This is a genomic window from Streptomyces sp. NPDC051104 (assembly GCF_040682835.1).
Classification (GTDB): Bacteria; Actinomycetota; Actinomycetes; order Streptomycetales; family Streptomycetaceae; genus Streptomyces; species Streptomyces cynarae.
Genome location: NZ_JBFBBS010000019.1, coordinates 42,332 through 65,161 on the forward strand (window position 1 = coordinate 42,332; position 22,830 = coordinate 65,161).

The 22,830-nt window shown below is 72.2% G+C and carries 17 protein-coding genes and 2 pseudogenes; 7 read left to right on the forward strand and 12 right to left on the reverse strand.

Annotation, left to right across the window (positions count from 1 at the left end):
- Positions 1 to 353 precede the first annotated feature (353 nt).
- Together AB0N14_RS24320 and AB0N14_RS24325 are read left to right on the forward strand one after the other, a co-directional pair.
- On the forward strand, positions 354 to 1,367 hold the full coding sequence (locus AB0N14_RS24320; protein WP_366027813.1) for a LacI family DNA-binding transcriptional regulator: 1,014 nt from the start codon (positions 354 to 356) through the stop codon (positions 1,365 to 1,367).
- Between the two features lie 131 nt (positions 1,368 to 1,498).
- Positions 1,499 to 1,894: pseudogene (locus tag AB0N14_RS24325) on the forward strand (family 31 glucosidase); the annotation flags it as partial.
- A 143-nt stretch (positions 1,895 to 2,037) separates the two neighbouring features.
- Here the strand turns inward: AB0N14_RS24325 and AB0N14_RS24330 are convergent.
- From AB0N14_RS24330 to AB0N14_RS24340, 3 genes are all read right to left on the reverse strand, one after another.
- A complete protein-coding gene (locus AB0N14_RS24330; RefSeq protein ID WP_366027814.1) occupies positions 2,038 to 3,483 on the reverse strand; it encodes an aldehyde dehydrogenase family protein in 1,446 nt (481 codons plus the stop codon).
- A gap of 400 nt (positions 3,484 to 3,883) precedes the next feature.
- Entirely contained in the window at positions 3,884 to 5,566 is a 1,683-nt protein-coding gene (locus tag AB0N14_RS24335; RefSeq protein ID WP_366027815.1) for a PucR family transcriptional regulator, read from the reverse strand.
- Positions 5,567 to 5,701: 135 nt separating this feature from the next.
- A complete protein-coding gene (locus AB0N14_RS24340) occupies positions 5,702 to 7,819 on the reverse strand; it encodes an ATP-binding protein (protein ID WP_366027816.1) in 2,118 nt (705 codons plus the stop codon).
- Positions 7,820 to 8,109: 290 nt separating this feature from the next.
- On the opposite strand from AB0N14_RS24340, the gene gabT reads away from it, so the two are divergent.
- Entirely contained in the window at positions 8,110 to 9,444 is a 1,335-nt protein-coding gene (gabT, locus tag AB0N14_RS24345; protein ID WP_366027817.1) for a 4-aminobutyrate--2-oxoglutarate transaminase, read from the forward strand.
- A gap of 325 nt (positions 9,445 to 9,769) precedes the next feature.
- On the opposite strand, the gene AB0N14_RS24350 is transcribed toward gabT, so the two are convergent.
- Positions 9,770 to 10,198: a DUF5959 family protein gene (locus tag AB0N14_RS24350; RefSeq protein ID WP_366027818.1), complete on the reverse strand. Its 429-nt coding sequence runs from the start codon at positions 10,196 to 10,198 to the stop codon at positions 9,770 to 9,772.
- 156 nt (positions 10,199 to 10,354) lie between these two features.
- On the opposite strand from AB0N14_RS24350, the gene AB0N14_RS24355 reads away from it, so the two are divergent.
- A complete protein-coding gene (locus AB0N14_RS24355; protein WP_366027877.1) occupies positions 10,355 to 10,945 on the forward strand; it encodes a phosphatase PAP2 family protein in 591 nt (196 codons plus the stop codon).
- Positions 10,946 to 10,959: 14 nt separating this feature from the next.
- Here the strand turns inward: AB0N14_RS24355 and AB0N14_RS24360 are convergent, their stop codons facing one another.
- From AB0N14_RS24360 to AB0N14_RS24385, 6 genes are all read right to left on the reverse strand, one after another.
- On the reverse strand, positions 10,960 to 12,378 hold the full coding sequence (locus AB0N14_RS24360; RefSeq protein ID WP_366027819.1) for an FAD-dependent oxidoreductase: 1,419 nt from the start codon (positions 12,376 to 12,378) through the stop codon (positions 10,960 to 10,962).
- 37 nt (positions 12,379 to 12,415) lie between these two features.
- A complete protein-coding gene (locus AB0N14_RS24365; protein ID WP_366027820.1) occupies positions 12,416 to 13,243 on the reverse strand; it encodes an ABC transporter permease in 828 nt (275 codons plus the stop codon).
- Complete coding sequence (locus tag AB0N14_RS24370) at positions 13,244 to 14,176, reverse strand: ABC transporter permease (protein ID WP_366027821.1); 933 nt, start codon at positions 14,174 to 14,176, stop codon at positions 13,244 to 13,246. It abuts the gene before it with no gap.
- Positions 14,176 to 15,360 carry an ABC transporter ATP-binding protein gene (locus tag AB0N14_RS24375; RefSeq protein WP_366027822.1) on the reverse strand — a complete coding sequence of 395 codons (1,185 nt, stop codon included), beginning with the start codon at positions 15,358 to 15,360 and terminating at the stop codon, positions 14,176 to 14,178. Before AB0N14_RS24375 ends, AB0N14_RS24370 begins: the two co-directional genes overlap by 1 nt.
- Before the next feature lie 5 nt (positions 15,361 to 15,365).
- A complete protein-coding gene (locus tag AB0N14_RS24380; protein ID WP_366027823.1) occupies positions 15,366 to 16,613 on the reverse strand; it encodes a spermidine/putrescine ABC transporter substrate-binding protein in 1,248 nt (415 codons plus the stop codon).
- Between the two features lie 68 nt (positions 16,614 to 16,681).
- Positions 16,682 to 18,235, reverse strand: coding sequence for a gamma-aminobutyraldehyde dehydrogenase (locus AB0N14_RS24385; protein WP_366027824.1), 1,554 nt, complete (start codon positions 18,233 to 18,235; stop codon positions 16,682 to 16,684).
- Between the two features lie 180 nt (positions 18,236 to 18,415).
- Between AB0N14_RS24385 and AB0N14_RS24390 the strand changes: the two genes are divergently transcribed.
- On the forward strand, positions 18,416 to 19,054 hold the full coding sequence (locus AB0N14_RS24390) for an NADAR family protein (protein ID WP_366027825.1): 639 nt from the start codon (positions 18,416 to 18,418) through the stop codon (positions 19,052 to 19,054).
- Here the strand turns inward: AB0N14_RS24390 and AB0N14_RS24395 are convergent.
- Positions 19,018 to 19,911, reverse strand: a complete 894-nt coding sequence (locus tag AB0N14_RS24395) for a DUF4190 domain-containing protein (protein ID WP_366027826.1) — start codon at positions 19,909 to 19,911, stop codon at positions 19,018 to 19,020. The genes AB0N14_RS24390 and AB0N14_RS24395 overlap by 37 nt on opposite strands.
- A 72-nt stretch (positions 19,912 to 19,983) precedes the next feature.
- On the opposite strand from AB0N14_RS24395, the pseudogene AB0N14_RS24400 reads away from it, so the two are divergent.
- Positions 19,984 to 21,130 (forward strand): annotated as a pseudogene (locus tag AB0N14_RS24400) (adenosine deaminase).
- A gap of 69 nt (positions 21,131 to 21,199) precedes the next feature.
- Positions 21,200 to 21,907, forward strand: a complete 708-nt coding sequence (locus tag AB0N14_RS24405; protein ID WP_366027827.1) for a glycerophosphodiester phosphodiesterase — start codon at positions 21,200 to 21,202, stop codon at positions 21,905 to 21,907.
- On the opposite strand, the gene AB0N14_RS24410 is transcribed toward AB0N14_RS24405, so the two are convergent.
- The gene (locus AB0N14_RS24410; protein WP_366027828.1) at positions 21,889 to 22,830 is read right to left on the reverse strand and encodes a sigma-70 family RNA polymerase sigma factor; all 942 of its coding nucleotides are present in this window, start codon (positions 22,828 to 22,830) and stop codon (positions 21,889 to 21,891) included. The genes AB0N14_RS24405 and AB0N14_RS24410 overlap by 19 nt on opposite strands.

A 22,830-nucleotide genomic window follows, 5' to 3' on the forward strand; every position in this document is an offset into this window, starting at 1 on the left:
GATCGTTGGTACCCCGATCCGGGCAAGGTCACCAGTCCTCGCGCAGCGACCGGCCGCGGAAAAACGCTCAGCCGACGTCCACCGGGTACGCCTCGGTGTCAAGTCGGCCGGCGCCCTCGAAGTCCTTGCGTCGGGGGGCCTTCCGGGGGGCGGTTCGGATACGCCCGTTCAGTGGCCGCCCGGGAGCCACTGAGCTCGCCCTGGGCGCTCGGTGAATTCCCTTGGATTGTCGAAGCGCTTCGATAGCCTATGGACAGCCCTCTCTCGCCAAGCTACTGTCGATCCACCCTCACACGCCCCTGTTCCACGACGCGCGCACTGTCGAAGCGCTTCACTCACGCTTGGAGAGCTGGATGGTCACCCTCGCCGAGGTCGCCCAGCACGCCGGAGTGTCGGCGAGCACGGTGAGCTATGTCCTCAGCGGCAAGCGGTCCATCTCCGCGACCACCCGGCAGCGGGTCGAGCGGAGCATCCGGGAGCTCGGCTACCACCCGAACGCCGGGGCGCGCGCCCTGGCGAGCAACAAGTCGAACATCATCGCGCTGATGATCCCGCTCCGCACCGACATGTACGTGCCGGTGATGATGGAGATCGCCATCGCCGTGGCGACCACCGCGCGCGCTCACGGGTACGACATCCTGCTGCTCACCGGTGAGGAGGACCCGGACGCGGTGCGCCGGGTCACGGGCAGCGGCCTCGCGGACGCCATGATCCTCATGGACGTCGAGCTGGACGACGAGCGGCTGCCCCTGCTGCGCGAGACGGACCAGCCGTCGGTGCTCATCGGCCTGCCCGCCAGCACCTCCGGACTGACCTGCGTGGACCTCGACTTCGGGGCGACGGGCGCGTTGTGTGCCGAGCACCTCGCGGTCCTCGGCCACCGTGACATCGCTGTCATCGGCGAGGCGCCCGCCGTCTACGAACGGCACACCGGCTTCGCGGAGCGCACCCTCGAGGGCCTCAGGTCCCGCTCCCGGGAGCTCGGCCTCAGGGTGCTGCACCGCCCCTGCGAGGGCGGGTACGACGCGATGGCCGTCACCCTGGCCCGGATCCTGGACGAGCGGCCGGGGACCACCGGGTTCGTCGTGCAGAACGAGTCCGCGGTCGAACCGCTGCTCGCGCTGCTGCGCCAGCAGGGCCGGGCCGTCCCCGAGGACGTCTCGGTGATCGCCGTCTGCCCGGACCAGGTCGCCACCCAGGCGTCGGTGCGGCTGACGTCCGTCGCCATCCCCGCGCAGGAGATGGGCCGGCGCGCGGTCGAACTGCTGGTCGCCAAGCTGGACGGCCACGCCACGGACGAAGTGGTGCTGCTCGCACCGGAGCTCGCGGTCCGGGCGAGCACCGGCCCGGCGCCGTCCGCGCCCTGACACCAGGGCTCCGCGCCGCACCACGCGGCCGCAGGGGCGCCCCACGCCGTACTCCTCGCAGGCGCCTTCCGTTCCCGGCGCCCGACGTTCCAGACACCATCCTGTCTGCACCCCTCCAGGAGCACCCCACCGTGAATCAGCCTGCCGAAAACCAGCCCGAGGTCAGCCTCGCCCAGTCCTCCCCCACCGTGGGCACCTTCCGTGAGCGGGACGGTGCGCTGGAGTGGAGCGGACGTCAGGAGACCGTACGCATCGAGCCGTGGGGGCCGGACGCCGTGCGCGTGCGGGCCCGGCTCGGCGGCCCGGTCCTCGACGGGCTGCCTGGCGCCCTGCTCGACGAGCCGCCGGCCGCCGGGAGCAGCGTCAAGATCGAACAGGGGCGGGGGCGGCTCACGGTCGGCGCGCTCACGGTGGACGTGGACGCCGAGGGCCTGATCCGCTTCCTGCGCACGGAGGACGGCGGCGAGCTGGCGGCCGAGGAGCGCGCCCACTTCTGGTGGCCGGGCCCGCGCCTGTACACGGCCGTGGCTGCACGACGTCCGTCTCAGGCTGCGCGGCCGGTTGCGGCTCGCGCACGTCGGCTTCTCCGGTTGAGGGTCCGGACCGGGCCGACGCACCGACGGCCGGAGCCCCCGCACAGCGGGCACCGGCCGTCGTTGAGCAGGTGGGGTCAGAGGGCGAGGCCCGTCAGGACTAGGACCCGCTCGTAGGTGTAGTCCTCCATCGCGAACTTCACGCCCTCGCGCCCGACACCGGACAGCTTGGCACCGCCGTAGGGCATCTGGTCGGCGCGGTAGGACGGCACGTCGCCGATGACCACGCCGCCGACCTCGAGGGCACGGTGGGCGCGGAAGGCGACCTGGAGGTCATGGGTGAACACGCCCGCCTGCAGGCCGTACTTGGAGTCGTTGACCGCGTCGAACGCCTCGGCCTCGCCGTCCACCTTCTGCACGGTGAGGACGGGCCCGAAGACCTCCTCACAGGAGATGGTCACATCGGCGGGGACGTCGGTGAGGACGGTCGGCGCGTAGGAGGCCCCGTCCCGCTTGCCACCGGTGAGCAGCGTGGCGCCCGCGTTCACCGCCTCGTCGACCCATGACTCCACGCGCTTCGCGGCGTCCTCGCTGACCAGCGGGCCGACATCGGTCGCGCCGTCGGAGGGGTCGCCGGTGACCTGGGCCTCGACGGCGGCGACGATGCGCGGCAGCAGCCGGTCGTACACCGAGGCGTCGGCGATCACGCGCTGCACGGAGATGCAGGACTGGCCGCCCTGGTAGTTGGAGAAGGTGGCGATGCGGTTCGCGGCCCAGTCCAGGTCCTCGTCGCTCGCGTAGTCGGCGAGCACGACGGCCGCGCCGTTGCCGCCCAGTTCCAGCGTGCAGTGCTTGCGCGGCGCCGAGTCCATGATCGCGTAGCCGACCTTCTCCGAGCCGGTGAAGGAGATGACCGGCAGGCGCTCGTCCTGGACGAGGGCGGGCATGCGGTCGTTGGGGACCGGCAGGATCGACCAGGAGCCGGCGGGCAGCTCGGTCTCGGCGAGCAGCTCGCCGATGATCAGGCCGGACAGCGGAGTGGCCGGGGCGGGCTTGAGGATGATGGGGACGCCGGCGGCGATGGCCGGGGCGACCTTGTGGGCGCACAGGTTCAGCGGGAAGTTGAACGGCGCGATGCCGAGGACGACGCCCTTGGGGAAGCGGCGGGTCAGCGCCAGACGGCCCTGGCCGCCGGCGTCCGTGTCGAGGCGCTGGGCCTCGCCGCCGTTGAAACGGCGGGCCTCCTCGGCCGCGAACCGGAACACGGAGACGGCACGGCCCACCTCGCCTCGCGCCCACTTGATGGGCTTGCCGTTCTCGGCGGAGATCAGCTGCGCGATCTCCTCGGTGCGCTCCGCGAGCCGCTTCGAGACGTGGTCGAGGGCGGCGGCGCGGACGTGGGCCGGGGTGGCGGCGAACTCGTCCCGCACGGCGTACGCGGCGGCCACGGCCTCCTCGACCTGCGCCTCGGTCGGGACACTGACCTTGCCGGCGAGCCGGCCGTCCCACGGGGAGGTGACGTCGAAGGTGGTCTCACCGGTGACCTGGCGGCCGGCGAGCCAGAAGGCGTGGGTGGAAGTCATAGCGTTCGGTCCCGGCCCTTCCGAGGTTGGCTGGTGCTTGGGGTTGCGTGGTCCACGGTAGGGCCGGGACGCCCAGGGGTCGTTTGTCCGGGGAGTAGCACAGCCCGGGCGGGCTTCTACGGGATGTACAGCGGGGCTCCGCGGAGAACCGCACGGCGGTGGTGCCGTCCGGAGTACGGCGGTGGTGCCGTCCGGCCTACGGCGGTGGTGCCGTCCGGCGGTCGTACGGCGGTGCTGCCGTCCCGCGGTCGTACGGCGGTGGTGCCGTCCGGCCTACGGCGGTGGTGCCGTCCGGCCTACGGCGGTGGTGCCGTCCGGCCTACGGCGGTGGTGCCGTCCGGCCTACGGCGGTGGTGCCGTCCGGCGGTCGTACGGCGGTGGTGCCGTCCGGCGTACGGCGTCACTCCCCAGCCGCTGCCGTGGCCTTGAGCGCGAGCCACAGTTCCATCCGGACGTCCGGGTCGTCCAGGGAGCGGCCCAGGATCTCCTCGACCCGGCGCATCCGGTAGCGCAGGGTGTGGCGGTGGACGCCGAGGTCGGCCGCCGCCGCGTCCCACTGGCCGTGGCGGGACAGCCAGGCCCGCAGCGAGGCGACCAGGTCGCCGCGGCCCGTCGCGTCGTGTTCGCGCAGGGCGCGCAGCAGTCCGTCGGCGAAGGCGCGTACGGCGTCGTCCTGGAGCAGCGGCAGCACCGATCCGGTCGCCAGTTCCTCGTGCTCGACCAGCGCCCGGCCTCGCCGTCGGGCCACCGAGAGCGCCTGTTCGGCCTGTTTGTAGGCGGCAGCCGCGGCGATCGGCCCGGCGGGCGCCGACATCCCGACCACCAGTTCGTCCTCGTCGGTGGCCGACTGCTCGCGGGCGGCGGCCCGGGCCGCCTGGACCGCCGGCGCGTACTCCTGGCAGGCGGCCACGGCGGCGCCCCCGTCGACGGCGAGGATCACGAGCCGGGCCTCCCCCTCGGGCACGACGAGCACGGCCTCGCCGGAGCGGGCGGCGGCTGACTCCACGGTCTCCGCGAGCCCTTCCAGCGGGTCGCCGTCCGTGTCGGCGGCAGCGAGCGCGGCGGCGGTCGGCTGCGCGGTCACCACGCGCGCGTGCCCGTCCGCGTGCGCCCGGGCGGCCGACGCGGACGCCGACTCGGCGACGATCACCCGGAAGGGCGCGTCCAGGAGGTCGCCGTACAGGTCCCCGGTCACGGCGCGGGCGTGGTCCGGCTCCCCGGCCAGCAGCATCCGCAGCACGGCCCCGCCGATCCGCTGCTCGGCGGCGTGCAGGGACCGGGAGCGTTCGGTGGTGAGGGTGAGCAGGGCGATGGCGGAGTGCACGGCGTACCGCTCGGCGGTGCCCAGCGGGGCGGCCGTGCCCACGGCGAGCGCGGCGCGCGGGCGCCGTCCGGTGCCGAGGGAGTGCAGTTCGACCCGGTCCTCTCCGTTCGCCTCTCCGTTCGACCCGCCGACCACGGAGGTGGCCGGCGCGGGCCGCTCCCGCAGGCGCTCCACGTCGGCGGTGAGCCGCGCCGCACGCCGTCCCGCCCACTCGGGCGCGGCGGCGACGACGGCGCCCGAGGCGTCGTACAGCGCCGCCCAGCCGTCGACCTGGGCGGCGAGCGCGGCGAGCAGTCCCTCCGGGCCGTCGCTGAGGGCCTGTCTGGTCAGCTCGCGCTGCGCGGCGAACCCCGCGGTCACCGCCCGGTACTGGTCGGCGGCGATCGCGGCGGAAACGGCTTTGCTGATGGCGAGGAACGGGGTGCGGCGCGGCACCTCGAGCAGCGGCAGCCCCTCCTCGCGGGCCGCGTCCGCGAGGGCCTTGGGGACCTCGTCGTAGTTGACGCCGACGGCGAAGCCGAGGCCGACCACGCCCGCGCCCACCAGCCGCTTCACATAGCGGCGCATGGCCTCCGGGTCCTCCGCGTCCAGCTTCAGCGCGGTGATCAGCAGCAGTTCGCCGCCCTCCATGTAGGGCACGGGGTCGGCGAGTTCGCTGACGTGTGCCCAGCGGACGGGGACGTCCAGGCGGTCCTCGCCCGCGCGCACGGTCAGCTTGAGCGCGGAGTGGTGGACGAGCGAGGCGAGGGTGAGGGGCATGAGGCCTTCGGGTCCTGTGTGATCGCTGCGATCGCTGCGATCATCGTGTGATCGTCGTGATCCTTTGGCCGCCGCGTATGAACGACCTATGCCGATTCTGCCTCACCGTACGGTCGGCGCGTGCCCTGATCCCCGTCAGTTCCGTAGATCCACCAGCAGCGGCGGGGCGTGCTCGCCCTTCACATTCGTCAGGGACAGCACCGCGTGCCCCGGCGGCACGGCGTGCGCCAGCTCGGACGCGGACCACCGCTCGCGCTCCACCTGGCGGACGGTCACCGCGCGCGCGGTGGGCGCGTGGCCGGTGATCACCCGGCGCAGCATGTGCAGGGCCTTGCCCGCCGGGGTCTCGGCGATGATCTGCCGGTCGGTGACGTCCCGGGTCTCGGTCCACTCCTTGCCCCACACCTCGGCGAAGTCCTGGCCGTCCCAGGGGGTGAGGCCGGACAGCGCCATCCGGCACCCGGTGGCGCCGAGCAGGGGCCCGCGCAGCGGCCGGGGCACGTCGTCCAAGGTGCGCAGGGTGAGGACGACACCGGCGTTCGCGGACCTGAGCCGCTGGATGCCGCGGACGGCCTCGGGCGTGACGACGCCGCTCGCGTCGTCGAGGAGCAGGCAGGCGAAGAGCGAGCGGTCCTCACGGGTGGCGACACTGGCCGTGAACTGGGCGAGCACCAGTCGCGCGAGGATCCGCGAGGCGTCGGCGTGACCGCGCTCGGGCAGGTCGATGCGGACCCGCACCGGGTGGTCGAGGGCGCGCAGCGAGAACGGCCGGGTCTGCCCGGAAGTGTCGAAGAACTGTGCGAAGGCGGGCCGGTCGAGCAGCGCGACCCGGTCGGCGAGGACGCCACCGACGTCGCCGGGGTGCCGGGACTGCCGCTCCCGGGCGTCCAGTTCGCGCAGCAGGGCGTCCTGCCCGGTGTCCTGCAGGGCCTTGCGCAGGGCCGCGAGGGGCCCGGGCGCGCCGTCGAGGAGCTGGCGCAGCTCCGGTACGGACGGGAAGCGGCCGTGGACGGCCCGGTAGGGCCCGAGGAGCTGGGCGAGGACGGTGGTGGAGCGGCGGCTGTCCCCGCCGGGGTGCGGGTCGGCGAGGTCGCCGACGAGCGCCTCGGCGAGCACGGACGCCGCCTCGTCCGGGTCGGTGGTCCCGCCGTACAGGTCCAGGTCGTAGACGGATTCGGGGTGTCCGACGCGCACGACGACGTCGTAGGCGTCCGCCGGTCCGAGCCCGGCGCCGGCCGCCCCGACCACGACGACGGCGGCCCGCCCGGTGAGCGCGTGCAGGCACAGCGACTCGGCGAGCGGCCACACCAACGAGCCGGTCTTGCCGGACCCGGCGGGCCCCACGGCGACCAGGGAGGTGGCGAGCAGGTCGGGGCCGAGGGCGAGTCCGCTGCCGCGGTAGGCGTAGGGGTTGCGGGGGTCGTCCACGGTGGTGCCGAGCCGGACCTGGCCGGTGAACAGGTCGTGGCGGGCGAGCCGGGCGGGCAGGTCTCGCTCCCCGGAGGGGTGCGGGCAGGCGGCGGCGCCGTCCTTGAGGACCGCGCCGGTGAACGTGGTCAGGTCGTGCCTCCCGCTGAGCACGCCCTGCCAGGCGCGGGTGATGCGGGCGTGGTCGACGTCGCGCATCAGTCCGGCGTGCGCGTCGGCGGCGAGCCGGTCGGCGGCCTCGTGGGCCCCGGCGGCGCGGAGCTGGTTGAAACGGGCGGGGTCGTCCTCGGGCGCCGGGGGCTTCTCGGCCTCGGGGGCGGCGGCGCGCCAGGCGGGCGGTCCGAAGCGGCGCCAGACCTCGCCCCAGCGGCCGATCTTGCCGACCGTGAGCATGATGGCGAGGGCGATCACCGTGTAGTAGCCGTACCAGAGGACGGCGTTGCCGACGCGGTCGTTGCTGTGCCGCCAGGAGTCGGGGGTGAAGAGGTCCAGCGGTACGACCCACCAGCCGCCGAGGTAGCCGTTCCACAGCAGCGACCAGATCAGCCAGCCGACCAGGAAGGCGATCAGCGCTCCGCTGAGCAGCTGCCGTGTCGGGGTCCGCTCCGGTTCCTGCTCGGGCCGTGGCCGGTGCCCGAAGCGCCACACGCCGGGCAGCGCGGGCGGCCGTGGCGCCCGCAGCCAGGCCAGGAACGCCGAGCCGTCCGGCCGCGGCGGCAGCCCGGGGGCGTGCGCCGGGCGGGGCGGCACCGGGGGCGGCCCCGCCGGACGCGGCACGGGATCGGCCCGTGTGCTCCGTGCGTCCTGCGTTCCGTCGCTGTCCATCGCCGTTGCCCCCTGACCAGCCGCTCCGTCCACCATCAGCGAGTCAATCTAACGTCCCCGCAAGGGGAGTTCACCGCATACGCGACCGGGTGTCCGGTGACGCGTCCCCTTCCGTGGCGTCCACCGCTATGTCCACGGCGGACAAGCGGGCCCGCGCAAGGCGCCCACATGGAGCATGCACACCCTACGCGGCCCGTCTTAGCCTGCGAGAAAAGAAGGCAAGCGTCCGAAAAACACCTTCGTCGACACGGCCGTCGACATGCCGAACGCAAGATCATCAGGGAGCCCCCATGACCGCACTTCCGCAGGAGCGCCGCGTCGTCACCGCCATCCCCGGCCCGAAGTCGCTCGAGCTGCAGGCCCGTCGCACCGCCGCGGTCGCGCAGGGCGTGGGCTCCGTGCTGCCGGTCTTCACCACGCGCGCGGGCGGCGGGATCATCGAGGACGTCGACGGCAACCGGCTGATCGACTTCGGTTCCGGTATCGCCGTGACGTCCGTGGGCGCCTCCGCCGAGGCCGTCGTACGCCGGGCCTCCGCCCAGCTGCAGGACTTCACGCACACCTGTTTCATGGTCACGCCGTACGAGGGCTATGTGGCCGTCGCCGAGGCGCTGGCCGAGCTCACGCCGGGTGACCACGCCAAGAAGTCGGCGCTGTTCAACTCGGGCGCCGAGGCCGTCGAGAACGCGGTCAAGATCGCCCGCGCCTACACCAAGCGCCAGGCGGTCGTCGTCTTCGACCACGGCTACCACGGCCGTACGAACCTCACGATGGCGCTGACGGCGAAGAACATGCCGTACAAGCACGGCTTCGGGCCGTTCGCGCCCGAGGTCTACCGGATGCCGATGGCGTACGCCTACCGCTGGCCGACCGGCCCGGAGAACTGCGGCCCCGAGGCCGCCGCGCAGGCCGTCGACCAGATCACCAAGCAGGTCGGCGCGGACAACGTGGCCGCGATCATCATCGAGCCGGTGCTCGGCGAGGGCGGCTTCATCGAGCCGGCGAAGGGCTTCCTGCCCGCGCTGCGGAAGTTCGCCACGGACAACGGCATCGTCTTCGTCGCCGACGAGATCCAGTCGGGCTTCTGCCGCACCGGCCAGTGGTTCGCGTGCGAGGACGAGGGCATCGTCCCGGACCTGATCACCACCGCCAAGGGCATCGCGGGCGGCCTCCCGCTCGCGGCGGTCACCGGCCGCGCCGAGATCATGGACGCCGCGCACGCGGGCGGTCTGGGCGGCACCTACGGCGGCAACCCGGTCGCCTGCGCGGGCGCGCTCGGCGCGATCGAGACGATGAAGGAGCTCGACCTCAACGCCCGGGCGAAGGAGATCGAGGAGACCATGAAGGCCCGCCTGACGGCGATGGCCGAGAAGTTCGACGTGATCGGCGACGTCCGCGGCCGCGGCGCGATGATCGCGATCGAGCTGGTGAAGGACCGTACGACGAAGGAGCCCAACCCGGAGGCGACCTCGGCGCTCGCCAAGGCCTGCCACCAGGAGGGCCTGCTGGTCCTGACCTGTGGCACCTACGGCAACGTGCTGCGCTTCCTGCCGCCGCTGGTGATCGGCCAGGACCTGCTGAACGAGGGACTGGACATCATCGAGCAGGCGTTCGCGCGCATCTGACCACCAACGTCAGAGGGTGTGAAGAAGGTGTGCGAGGTGGATGGCGGGACGCGATTCCGGCTGTCGGAGCGGTTTTCCCTGCCGTAGGTTCTACCCGGATGAGAGATACACCCGCTCACAGGGGACTGTGGGCGGCACTGGGCCGGGGCCTCCCCAGCTTCGACCTGGTCGTGCCCTCGCGCACACAAGGAGCCTTCGGCTCCGGATCTCCTCATGATCGGACGGCCGCACGCCCCAAACCCCCCGGGGCGGGCGGCACCCCGATCACTACGGCCGCCTCGGAACCACCCCCCCCTGTTCCGGGGCGGCCGTCCCGCGTCCCGCCTCACTCGTTCAGGGGCCAGGTCTCCCAAACGAGGTCCAGGCGGTGGTACGCGTCGTCGAACCACGCGTCCTTCAGGGGGACCGTCACGGTCACCGACGTCCCGGGCGCCGAGGCGTCCTCGACGGTGACGCGGCACCGTTCGCCGTCCTCATCGCGTTCGATGAACAGCCGGGGACCCCGTGCGCCCTCGCGCCACGCGATGTCCTGCCCGGCGTCCAGCGCGTCCAGGGCCTGCTGCCACTGCCGCAGGTCCTCGGGGAAGAGCCAGGCCGCCGCACTGCCCCGCACGAACGGTGTGTCCACCAGGAACTCCCCGGCCAGCACACGGGTTGCGTCCGGATCCTTCCGTGGCTGCTCCCCGGTGATCCGCAGCACCACGCTGTTGCCCTCGCCCTCCAGGCGCATCAACTCGATCGGCGCATCGGCCATTGCTGTCCCTCCCCGGCTCGCGTGCTGCTCCACCCTAACCACCGGCACGGACACCGGACGGCACCCGATCACGGCGGCCCGACCGGCCCTGCGAAGCTGTTCGGCGTGTCAACGTCCCGAGAACCCGCCCCTCGGCGCAGGCGGCCGGCCTGCGTCCTGGCCACCGCCGTCCTCCTCTTCCTCCTCCTCACCTGGCAGGTCGTCGCTCAGGGGCCGCTCGCCCGGGCGGACCGGCGGCTGAGCGGGGACCTGGTCCGTCCCGACCGGGTCTCCGGGGCTCTCGCCGACCTGGGGAACATCTCCGTCGCCGTCCCGATCCTCGCCGTGGTGCTCGTGTGCGTCGCCTGGCGGGCCAGGCGCGCCGGTACGCGGCGGTGGTGGCTGCCGTCCGTCGCCGCGGCCGTCCTGATGGCCGTCGTCCCGGTGGTCGTCGTCCCGCTCAAGGACCTCGTCGCACGGCCGGGCCCACCCGTGATGGGCCCGGCCACCGGCTTCTTTCCCTCCGGCCACACGGCCACCGCCGCCGTCGCCTACGGTTCTGCGGCCCTCGTCCTGTGGCCCTGGCTGCGCACGTCGTACGCCCGCCGCGGCGTGCTCCTCGGCTGTCTCGCCCTCAACCTCGGTGTGGCCTTCGGACTGGTCCGCCACGGCTATCACTGGCCCCTGGACGTCGTGGCCAGTTGGTGCCTGTGCGCCGTGCTGCTGACCGGGCTCGCGGTGTTCCTCGGCCGGGACGACCGGCGGTAGGCGGCGCCAGGCCCTCAGCTGTCGAAGCCCAGGCCCAGTCTGTCCATGGTCCTCAGCCACAGGTTGCGCCGCCCCGCGTGCGCGTCCGCCCGCGCCAGCGACCACTTCGTCAGCGCGATGCCCGTCCAGGCGAACGGCTCCGGCGGGAACGGCAGTGGCTTCCTGCGGACCATCTGGAGTTCCGTCCGCTCGGTGCGCTCCCCCGCCAGCAGGTCCAGCATCACCTCCGCGCCGAAACGGGTCGCGCCGACCCCGAGGCCCGTGTAACCGGCCGCGTACGCCACCCGCCCCTGGTGGGCCGTGCCGAAGAACGCCGAGAAGCGCGAGCAGGTGTCGATCGCCCCGCCCCACGCGTGGGTGAAGCGGACGCCCTCCAGTTGCGGGAAACAGGTGAAGAAGTGCCCGGCGAGCTTGGCGTACGTCTCCGGGCGGTCGTCGTACTCGGCGCGCACCCGGCCGCCGTACGGGTAGATCGCGTCGTAGCCGCCCCACAGGACGCGGTTGTCGGCCGAGCGTCGGAAGTAGTGGAACTGGTTCGCCGAGTCCCCGAGGCCCTGGCGGTTCTTCCAGCCGACCGAGGCCAGTTGGTCGGCGGTGAGCGGCTCGGTCATCAGCGCGTAGTCGTAGACCGGGATCGTGTACGAGCGGACGCGCCGCACCAGGTTCGGGAAGACGTTCGTGCCGAGCGCGACGCGCCGCGCGCGCACCTCGCCGTACGGGGTGCGGACGGCCATGCCGGCGCCGTACGGCTTCAGGGTGAGGGCGGGCGTGTGCTCGTGGATGCGGACGCCGAGCCGCAGGCAGGCCCGCTTGAGGCCCCAGGCGAGCTTCGCCGGGTGCACCAGGGCCACGCCCCGGCGGTCGTGGAGGCCCGCCAGGAAGGTCGGCGAGTCGACCTGTTCCCTCACCGCGTCCGCGTCCAGGTACTCGACGCCGTCCGCGAGGCCCCGGCGTTCCATCTCCTCGTACCAGTCCTTCAGTTCCCACGCCTGGTACGTCTCGGTCGCCACATCGATCTCACCGGTGCGCTCGAAGTCGCAGTCCAGCGCGTGGCGGGCGACCGCCTTCTCGATCTCGTCGAGGTTGCGGGCGCCCAGTTCCTGCAGCTTGTGGATCTCGTCCGGCCAGCGGGCAAGACCGTTGGCCAGGCCGTGGGTGAGGGAGGCGGCGCAGAAGCCTCCGTTGCGGCCGGAGGCGGCCCAGCCCACCTCACGGCCCTCCATCAGCACCACGTCCCGCCCGGGGTCGCGCTCCTTGGCGATCAGCGCGGTCCACAGTCCGCTGTAGCCGCCGCCCACGACCAGCAGGTCGCAGGTCTCGGCGCCGGTGAGCGCGGGCTCGGGGCGGGGCCTTGTGGGGTCGTCCAGCCAGTACGGGACCGGCCGGGCTTCGGAGAGGGATCTCGTCCAACGGGTCATGGCGCTCGGGGCCATGATGTCAACTCCCTACGGAATTCCAAGGAACGGAGGACTACGCCTTCTGGCGCTTTCTGCGGTTGCCGACGGCCATGGACGCCAGCACGAACAGGACGGCGACGATGAACATCGTCGTGCCGATGACATTGATCTGGACGGGCGTTCCGCGCTGCGCCGAACCCCACACGAACATGGGGAAGGTGACGGTGGAGCCCGCGTTGAAATTGGTGATGATGAAATCGTCGAAGGACAGCGCGAAGGCCAGCAGCGCGCCCGCGGCGATTCCGGGGGCGGCGATGGGGAGCGTGACCCTCAGGAAGGTCTGCGCCGGGCCCGCGTACAGGTCCTGCGCCGCCTGTTCCAGCCTCGGGTCCATCGACATCACACGCGCCTTGACCGCCGTGACGACGAAGCTGAGGCAGAACATGACGTGCGCGATCAGGATGGTCCAGAAGCCGAGCCGAGCGCCCATGTTGAGGAACAGGGTGAGAAGCGAGGCCGCCATGACGACCTCGGGCATCGCCATCGGCAGGAAGATCAGCGAGTTCACGGCGCCGCGCGCGCGGAAGCGGTAGCGGACCAGCGCGAAGGCGATCATCGTGCCGAGGACCGTGGCGCCGAGCGTCGCCCACACGGCGATCTGGAGGCTGACCGCCAGCGAGCCGCACATTCCGGCGACGCCGCACGGATCTTTCCAGGCGTCCATGGAGAACTGCTGCCACTCGTAATTGAAGCGACCCGTCGGCTTGTTGAAGGAGAACACCGTGACGACGACGTTCGGAAGCAGGAGGTATCCGAGCGTCAGCAGTCCGGCGATGACGACGAGATGGCGCTTGAGCCAGTTGACGCTCGTGCCGAATGTGCGACTCCGTCGCGTGTTCATTTAAACCAGATCCTCCGTGCCGGACCTGCGGATGTAGACCGTGACCATGACGAGGATCGCGGCCATCAGGATGAACGAGAGGGCGGCGGCCTTCGGATAGTCGAGGACGGTCAGGAACTGTGTCTGGATGACGTTGCCGACCATGCGGGTGTCCGTGGAGCCGAGCAGATCTGCGTTGACGTAGTCGCCGGCCGCCGGGATGAAGGTCAGCAGGGTGCCGGAGACCACGCCCGGCATCGACAGCCGGAAGGTGACCTTCCGGAAGGTGGTGAAGGGCTTCGCGTACAGGTCGCCGGCCGCCTCGTGCAGGCGCGGGTCGATGCGCTCCAGCGAGGTGTACAGCGGCAGGATCATGAACGGCAGGAAGTTGTACGTCAGTCCGCACACCACCGCGAGCGGGGTGGCGAGCACGCGGTCGCCGGAGGTCCAGCCGAGCCAGTTGGTGACGTCCAGGACGTGCAGGGTGTTCAGGGCGCCGACGACCGGGCCGCCGTCCGCGAGGATCGTCTTCCAGGCGAGCGTACGGATCAGGAAGCTGGTGAAGAACGGCGCGATCACCAGGATCATGATCAGGTTCCGCCAGCGGCCCGCGCGGAAGGCGATGAGGTACGCGAGCGGGTAGCCGAGGAGCAGACACAGCAGCGTCGCGGCGGCCGCGTAGAGGACCGACCGCACGAACTGCGGCCAGTACGCGGACAGCGCGTCCCAGTAGGTGGCGAAGTGCCAGGTGACCTTGTAGCCCTGTTCCAGGGAGCCCGTCTGCACGGACGTGGACGCCTGGTAGATCATCGGCAGCGCGAAGAAGACCAGCAGCCACAGGATGCCGGGCAGCAGCAGCCAGTACGGCGTGAGGCGGCCCCGTCTGCGCGGGGGCTTCTGCTTCTGGGGGGCGGTGGGCGCGAGGGGCGGGGGCGCCTCGGTGACGGCGGCCATCAGGCGGCCACCCCTTCTTCCGGCTCCACGGTCTCGACGCCGGCGTCGCCCGTTGTCCCGGCAAGCAGGGACTGGGCCGCGTCCAGGCCGAAGGTGTGGGCCGGGCTCCAGTGCAGGACGACCTCCGCGCCGGGCACCAGACGGGGGTCGCGGTCGATGTTCTGGGCGTAGACCGCGAACTCGGGACAGACGGGGCTGTCGACGACGTACTGGGTGGAGACGCCGATGAAGCTCGCGTCGGCGATCTTGCCGGTGATGCGGTTGCGGCCCTCGGGGACCTCGCCCGCGTCGTCGGCGTGGGTGAGGGAGATCTTCTCCGGGCGGACCCCGACCAGGACCTTGCCGCCGGGCCTCGTCGGCGCGGAGCAGCGCGCCTCGGGCAGGGTGAGCTTGCCGCCGCCCGCCTTGAGGACGATCTCCGAGCCGTTCTTGGAGTCGACCTCGGCCTCGATCAGGTTGGAGGTGCCGAGGAAGTTGGCGACGAACGTCGTCCGCGGGTTCTCGTACAGGTCGGTGGGCGAGCCGAGTTGCTCGACCCGGCCCGCGTTCATCACGGCGACCGTGTCGGCCATCGTCATGGCCTCCTCCTGGTCGTGCGTGACATGGATGAAGGTGATGCCGACCTCGGTCTGGATCCGCTTGAGCTCCAGTTGCATCTGGCGGCGCAGCTTGAGGTCGAGGGCGCCGAGCGGCTCGTCCAGGAGGAGCACCTTGGGCTGGTTGATCAGCGCACGGGCCACAGCGACGCGCTGTTGCTGCCCACCGGAGAGCTGGTGCGGCTTCTTGCGCGCCTGCTCGCCGAGCTGCACCAGCTCCAGCATGTCCTCCACCTGCTTCTTCACCGACTTGATGCCGCGCCGGCGCAGGCCGAAGGCGACGTTCTCGAAGATGTCCAGATGCGGGAAGAGGGCGTAGGACTGGAAGACCGTGTTCACCGGGCGCTTGTACGGCGGCAGGTGCGTGACGTCCTGGTCGCCGAGGTGGACGGTGCCGCTCGTGGGCTCCTCCAGGCCCGCGATCATGCGCAGCGTGGTGGTCTTGCCGCAGCCCGAGGCGCCGAGCAGGGCGAAGAAGGAGCCCTGCGGCACGGTCAGGTCGAGCGGGTGCACGGCGGTGAAGGAGCCGTAGGTCTTGCTGATGCCCGTCAGGCGGACGTCGGCGCCGGTGTCTGTCGTGGTGGTCATCGTCGTCACGCCCCTGTGAGCTTCGCGAACTTCTCTTCGTAGGCCGTCTCTTCCTTCTGCGTCAGCGAGCGGAAGGCGTGGGACTTGGCGGCCATGGCCTTGTCGGGAATGATCAGCGGGTTGTTCGCCGCCGACTCGTCGATCTTCGCGAGGTAGTCCTTCACGCCGTCGACGGGGGACACGTAGTTGATGTAGGCGGCGAGCGCGGCGGCCTGTTCGGGCTCGTAGTAGAAGTCGATGAGCCTCTCGGCGTTCGTCTTGTGGCGCGCCTTGTCGGGGATCAGCAGGTTGTCGGTCGACGTCATGTAGCCGCTGTCCGGGATGACGTAGTCGACGTCCGGGCTGTCCGCCTTGAGCTGGACGATGTCGCCGCCCCAGGCCACGCAGGCGGCCAGGTCGCCCTTGGTGAGGTCGGACGTGTAGTCGTTGCCGGTGAAGCGGCGGATCTGGCCCTTGTCGACGGCCTTCTGCAGGCGGGCTGTCACCGCGTCGAAGTCGTCGTCGGTGAACTTCGCGGGGTCCTTGCCCATGTCGAGCAGCGTCATGCCGATGCTGTCGCGCATCTCCGACAGGAAACCGACGCGGCCCTTGAGCTTGGGGTTGTCGAGCAGGTCGGACACCGACCTGACCTCGACGCCGTCGAGCGCCTTCTTGTTGAAGGCGATGACCGTGGAGATGCCCTGCCAGGGGTAGGAGTAGGCGCGGCCGGGGTCCCAGTCGGGGCTGCGGAACTGGGCCGACAGGTTGGCGAAGGCGTGCGGCAGGTTGGACGGGTCCAGTTTCTGCACCCAGCCGAGGCGGATCAGCCGGGCGGCCAGCCAGTCGGTGAGGACGATGAGGTCGCGGCCGGTGTCCTGGCCGGCGGCGAGCTGCGGCTTGATCTTGCCGAAGAACTCGTTGTTGTCGTTGATGTCCTCGGTGTACTTGACCTTGATCCCGGTCCGCCGGGCGAACGTGTCGAGCGTCGGGTGGTGCTTGCCGCTGTCGTCCGCGTCGATGTACTCGGGCCAGTTGGAGAAGTTGACGACCTTCTCCTTCGCCGAGAGGTCCTGGGTGGACGTGCCGCCCTGTGTCTTGCCGGCCGGCGGGATGCCGCAGGCGCTCAGCGCCCCCAGTCCGCCCACGGCGAGCACACCGCCCGCGGAGGCGCGCAACAGCGAACGGCGGGTCAGGGCGGCCCTGCCGCTGCGGAAACTGCGCCGCACGGCGGCCACTTGGGCCGGGGTCAGGCGGTCGGGCTCGTACTGCTCCATGCGCGTGGTGCCTTTCGGAGGTGGTGCCCTTTCGGGAGGGTGCGGCAGCAAATCGGGCGGCCCGTCTGCTAGCGGTCCCCGAAGATCGTGCGGTGCCAGTCCTTGCGGGCCACCGCCGTGTTGTCGAACATGACGTGCTTGATCTGGGTGTATTCCTCGAACGAGTAAGCGGACATGTCCTTGCCGAAGCCGGACGCCTGGTAGCCGCCGTGGGGCATCTCGCTGATGATCGGGATGTGGTCGTTGACCCAGACGCAGCCCGACCTGATCTCGCGGGTCGCGCGGTTCGCCCGGTAGACGTCCCGCGTCCAGGCGGAGGCGGCGAGGCCGTAAGGGGTGTCATTGGCGAGCCGGATGCCTTCGTCGTCGCTGTCGAAGGGCAGGACGACCAGCACGGGCCCGAAGATCTCGGACTGGACGATCTCGCTGTCCTGGGGTGCGTCGGCGATCAGGGTGGGCCGATAGTACGCGCCGTCCTTGAGGTCGCCCTCGGGGGCCTCTCCGCCGGTTTCCACGCGCGCGTAGGCACGCGCCCGGTCGACGAAGCCGGCCACCCGGTCCCGCTGGACGTGCGAGATCAGCGGGCCCAGGTCGGTGCCGGGAGCGAACGGGTCGCCGAGCCGGACGGTCTCCATGAGGGCGGCGGTCCGCGCGACGAACTCCTCGTACAGGGGCCGCTGCACGTACGCGCGCGTGGCGGCCGTGCAGTCCTGGCCGGTGTTGATGAGGGCGCCCGCGACCGCGCCGTGCACGGCGGCCTCCAGGTCCGCGTCGTCGAACACGACGAAGGGGGCCTTGCCGCCGAGTTCCAGGTGGAGGCGCTTGACGGTCGCGGTGGCGATCTCGGCGACGCGCCTGCCGACCGTGGTCGAACCGGTGAAGGAGGTCATGGCCACGTCGGGGTGACCGACGAGATGCTCGCCGGCCTCCTTGCCGGTGCCGGTCACGATGTTGATGACACCGTCCGGGATGCCGGCGTACGTGGCGGCCCGTGCGAAGAGCAGAGAGGTCAGCGGGGTCAGCTCGGCCGGTTTCAGGACGATCGTGTTGCCCGCGGCGATCGCCGGGAGGATCTTCCAGGCGGCCATCTGGAGGGGGTAGTTCCAGGGCGCGATGGAGCCGATGACGCCGATGGGTTCGCGGCGGACGTAGGAGGTGTGGTCGCCGGAGTACTCGCCGGCGGACTGCCCCTGGAGGTGGCGGGCGGCACCGGCGAAGAAGGCGGTGTTGTCGATCGTGCCGGGTACGTCGAACTCCCGCGTGAGCTTCAGCGGTTTGCCGCACTGGAGCGATTCGACGCGGGCGACGTCCTCGGCGCGGTCGGCGAGGACGGCGGCGAAACGGTGCAGCGCGTCGGAGCGTTCGCCCGGGGTCGCCGCTGACCACTCGGGGAAGGCGGCGCGGGCGGCGGCCACGGCGCGGTCGACGTCGTCGGTGCCGGCCAGTTCGTAGGTGTACACCTCCGTGCCGGTGGACGGGTCGATCACCGAGTGCGTACGGCCCGAGGTGCCCGTGGCCGGCCGGCCCGCGATGAACTGCGCACCGTCCGCGAAACGTTCCCGTACGTCGTCCCGCGTCGTCAGGCGGGTGTCGGCGTCACCGGCGTTGCCGGGGTTCTGCATGTCGCTCTCCTCCGCCGCCGGCCCGCGTGCGCTGCGGAGGCCGGCGTAGCTTCGGCTCGATGTGAGTGCCGATCCTGACAGAGGGAGGGGAGGCCAACAAGTGATTCCGTTGTTGCCTTTTGGTTACGCGACGGAATCTGTCGACCAGGTGTCGAGTGCGGCGCATAAAGGAGGGACGGAATGTCAGTGGTGCGTGCCAGACTCGGCGGCATGGAGAAGATCGATTCTTGGGACGCCCTGATCAGGGAGGTCCGCGCGGGGGCGAGGATCAAGTACCTCCACTTCTGGGGGCACCGGCCGCGCAGGGACGGGCGGATCGGGGCGAGCTGCCTCAGCCAGTGGTGGCCGTCGCCGTTCACCGTGGACGGCGTGGAGTACGCGACGGCGGAGCACTGGATGATGGCGTCGAAGGCGCGGCTCTTCGACGACGCGGAGGCGGAGCGGAAGGTGCTTCAGTCGCCGGAGCCCGCGCTCGCGAAGAAGGCGGGGCGGCTGGTGCGCGGCTTCGACGACGCCATATGGGAGCGCGAGCGGTTCGGCATCGTGGTCGAGGGCGGCGTGCACAAGTTCGCCGCGCATGAGGAGCTGCGGGACTTTCTGCTGGGGACCGGGGAGCGTGTGCTCCTCGAGGCGAGCCCGCTGGACCGGGTGTGGGGCATCGGGCTCGCGGCGGACGACGAACGGGCGGCGGATCCGGAGCGGTGGCGGGGGCCCAACCTGCTGGGGTTCGCGCTGATGGAGGCGCGGACCCGGTTGGCCGCCGGCCAGGGGGCGTCCGCGGCTCAGCCGGCGGCGCCCGTCCCCAGTGAGGTCGAGTAGCCGTCGTCGGTGCCCGTCCACGGGTCGTCGCCGCTGTCGTCCGGGACGGCGAGGAGGACGATGAGCAGGACGGCGCTCAGGACGAAGCCGACCGCTCCGCAGATGAGGCCGGCCAGGGCCATGCCTCCGTTCGTCGCCTCGCCCCGGCGCGCCTTGCGGCGGCCGACGATGCCGAAGATCACGGCGAGCACGCCGACGATGAGGGCCACCGGCCAGAGGCAGAACAGGACGAGGGAGATGACGCCGAGCACGAGCGAGGCGATCCCCATGCCGTTGCTCGGCGGGAGGGGCATACCGGGCCAGCCGTAGCCGGCGCCCTGGGAGCCGTAGGGCGCGCCGTACCCCGGATGTCCGGGGTACTGGGTAAAGCCGTACGGCACCTGCCCCGGCCCCTCGGGCCCGATGGGGGGCGGCGGCACGGAACCGCCCTGGACGGCGGGCGAAGGAGCGAAGGGGTTGCCGGGGCCTGCGGTCCCGGGGCCCGGGGCGGCCCGGCCGGGGCTCGCAGCGCCGTACGGGCCGGCCCAGGGCCCCGGGGGCGGGGTGCCCGGGAGGGCGGGACCCGGCGGCGGGACGGCCGTGGACCGGTCGTGCACGGAGGGGGTGCCGTCGCCGGAGGCCACGGTGCCCCGGGGGTCGACGGGGGGCGCCCACGGGTCGGGGGCGGGCTTGTCGAGCCGCACCCCGGACGGCCGGTCGGCGGGGGTCGCGGGCGCACCCGGTATCAAGCCGCCCGCACCGTCCGCGGCGCCCGGCGCCTGTCCTCCCGCCGCCCCGTCCGTCCCGTGGCCAGGGATGACCCATCCGTCCGGGGCCGCGTCCTGAGGTGTTCCCGGGCGCTGGGCGTCGTCGGACATGCGTGGGTCCCCCTCTGTCGAATGTTCCGTCATGCTACGGCCGCGTCTCCCCGGCGCGGCCCGCGCCCTACGATGATCCCGCACGTCACCGATCAGCCGATCACCCGCGTCCCGCCCGAGCCGTGGCCCGGCGCCGGGACGCCGTTCCCGGGGAGGAACCTTGACCGACCACCGCGACGCTCGCGCCGTGCGCGACCTGCACGCCTTCATCGCCGGACTGCCCAAGGCCGAACTGCACGTGCACCACGTCGGCTCCGCCTCCCCCCGCATCGTCTCGGAACTGGCCGCCCGCCACCCCGACTCCAAGGTGCCCACCGACCCCGAGGCCCTGGCCGACTACTTCACGTTCACGGACTTCGCCCACTTCATCGAGGTGTACCTGTCGGTCGTCGACCTGATCCGGACCCCCGAGGACGTCCGCCTGCTGACGTACGAGGTCGCCCGTGACATGGCCCGCCAGCAGGTCCGCTACGCGGAGCTGACCATCACCCCGTACTCGTCCACCCGCCGTGGTATTGACGAGCGCGCGTTCATGGACGCCATCGAGGACGCCCGCAAGGCCGCGGAGGCCGAGTTCGGGACCGTGCTGCGCTGGTGCTTCGACATCCCGGGCGAGGCCGGGCTCGTATCGGCCGAGGAGACGGTCCGGCTCGCCACCGACGACCGGCTGCGTCCCGAGGGGCTCGTCTCGTTCGGGCTCGGCGGTCCCGAGGTCGGCGTACCGCGGCCGCAGTTCAAGCCCTACTTCGACCGGGCCATAGCGGCGGGCCTGCGCTCCGTTCCGCACGCGGGCGAGACGACCGGGCCCGAGACGGTCTGGGACGCGCTGAACGAGCTGCGCGCCGAGCGCATCGGGCACGGCACCAGTTCCGCCCGCGACCCGAAGCTGCTGGCCCATCTCGCCGAGCACCGCATCCCGCTGGAGGTGTGCCCGACCTCCAACATCGCCACGCGCGCGGTCCGCTCGCTCGACGAGCACCCCATCAAGGAGTTCGTGCGTGCCGGGCTCCTCGTCACAATCAACTCCGACGACCCGCCGATGTTCGGCACGGACCTCAACAGCGAGTACGCGGTCGCCGCGCGGCTCCTCGACCTCGACGAGCGGGGTCTGGCCGCCCTCGCCGGGAACGCGGTCGAGGCGTCCTTCCTCGACGACGCCGGCAAGGCGGCGCTGTCGGCCGAGATCGACGCCTACACCACCGCCTGGCTCGCGCCCTGACGGCCCGCCCGTCTCCCGGCACCACCCCGGCAGGCCGCTGCGCGGCGCCGCACCGTCACAATGAGCCCCATGCGTACCGTGACCGCCGTGGCTCATCGCGGCGACCCCTACCGCCACCGTGAGAACACGATCGACTCGCTGCGTTCCGCGCTCCGGCGTGGCGCGGACGCGGTGGAGATCGACGTACGGCTCACCCGGGACGGTGTGCCCGTGCTGCTGCACGACGGGACGCTGAAGCGTCTGTGGGAGCAGGACCGCCCGCTCGCGGCGCTCTCCTCGGACGAGGTGCGGGGCCTGACGGCGGGCGGTGTGCCGACGCTGGCGGACGCGCTCGCGGCGACCGACGGCAGCCGGGTGCTGATCGACCTGCCGGGCGGCCCCTCGTCCCGGGCCGTGCGCCGGATCGTCGGCATCGTCCGGGACTGCGGGGCCGCGGAGCGCGTGTACTACTGCGCCGGCGCCGAGACCATGCTGGCGGTGCGCGCCGCCGACCCCGCGGCGGAGATCGCCCTGACCTGGACGACCCTCGCCCCGCCCCGGCCCGCGCTGCTCGACGCGGTGCGCCCGCGCTGGCTCAACTACCGCTTCGGCCTGGTCGACCAGGAGCTGGCGGCCCGGGTGCGCCGGGGCGGCCATCTGCTGTCCGTGTGGACGCCGGACACCCGCCGCTCGATGCGGCGCCTGCTCGAGGCGGGTGTGGACTCGATCACCACCAACCGCATCGACTCGCTGTGCGCGCTGCGCGGGTCGGTGGGCGGTCACACCCGGGAGCGCTGAGGGACGGTCGCCGGGTCGGCCGGGGCGCGCTGTCGACAGCGTCGACGACCGTGCCGTACAGGTCCACCGTCTTCGACGGTGTGGGGCTCGCCGTGGACGGGGAGGGCGGGACGCTCGGCGGGGTGTGCGCGCGGGCGGGCCGTGCTCGCCGCCGTGGGCGCGATCTGACGGGCGGGCGGCGCCTGTGGAGTCCGGGCCACGACGTACGCGCCGCCCGCGGCGATCGTCGCGCCCGCCGTGACGACGACGGCGGGCTTGGTGAGCGCGCCGAGCACCTTGGCGGACCAGCCGACGGAGACGGCCGCCGCGGACGTCTTGCCGCCCAGCGCCAGCGACAGTGCGAAGCCGGCCGGGACGGGGACGAGCGCGATCCCGGCGAGCAGCCGTTCGGCGGGCACGACGGCCTTCTCGGCCCCCGCGCAGACCGGGCAGCCGCGGATGTGCCGGGCCAGCCGCTTGCGCCACACGGAGCCGGGCCGGCCGTCCCAGCGGGCGGTGACGGCGGCCAGCTCGGGGCAGGAGCCCTCCAACGCCCGTACGATGCCGCGCGCCACCTCCAGGCGCGCCTTCATCCGCTGCACCCGGACGGCGGCGTGCTGGCGGCTGATGCCGACGGCGGCGGCCAGCTCGCGGCGGGTGAGTTCGCCCGCGACCTCCAGCCACCACAGCGACAGCAGCTGCCGGTCCTCGTCGTCGAGCCGGCGCACCGCCTCCGCGACCTCGCGCCGCTGGCCCTCCAACTGAAGCCGCAGCATGGTGAGTTCGGCGAAGTCGGCGGCCCGGTCCCCCGCGTCCCCGGCCAGCGGCTCGGACGTCCGGCGGCGCGCCCGGTCCCGTATCTGCCGCATGGCGATGGCGACCAGCCAGGAGCGGAAACTGTCCGGATCGCGCAGGGCGCCGAGGTTGCCGACGGCGCGCAGCAT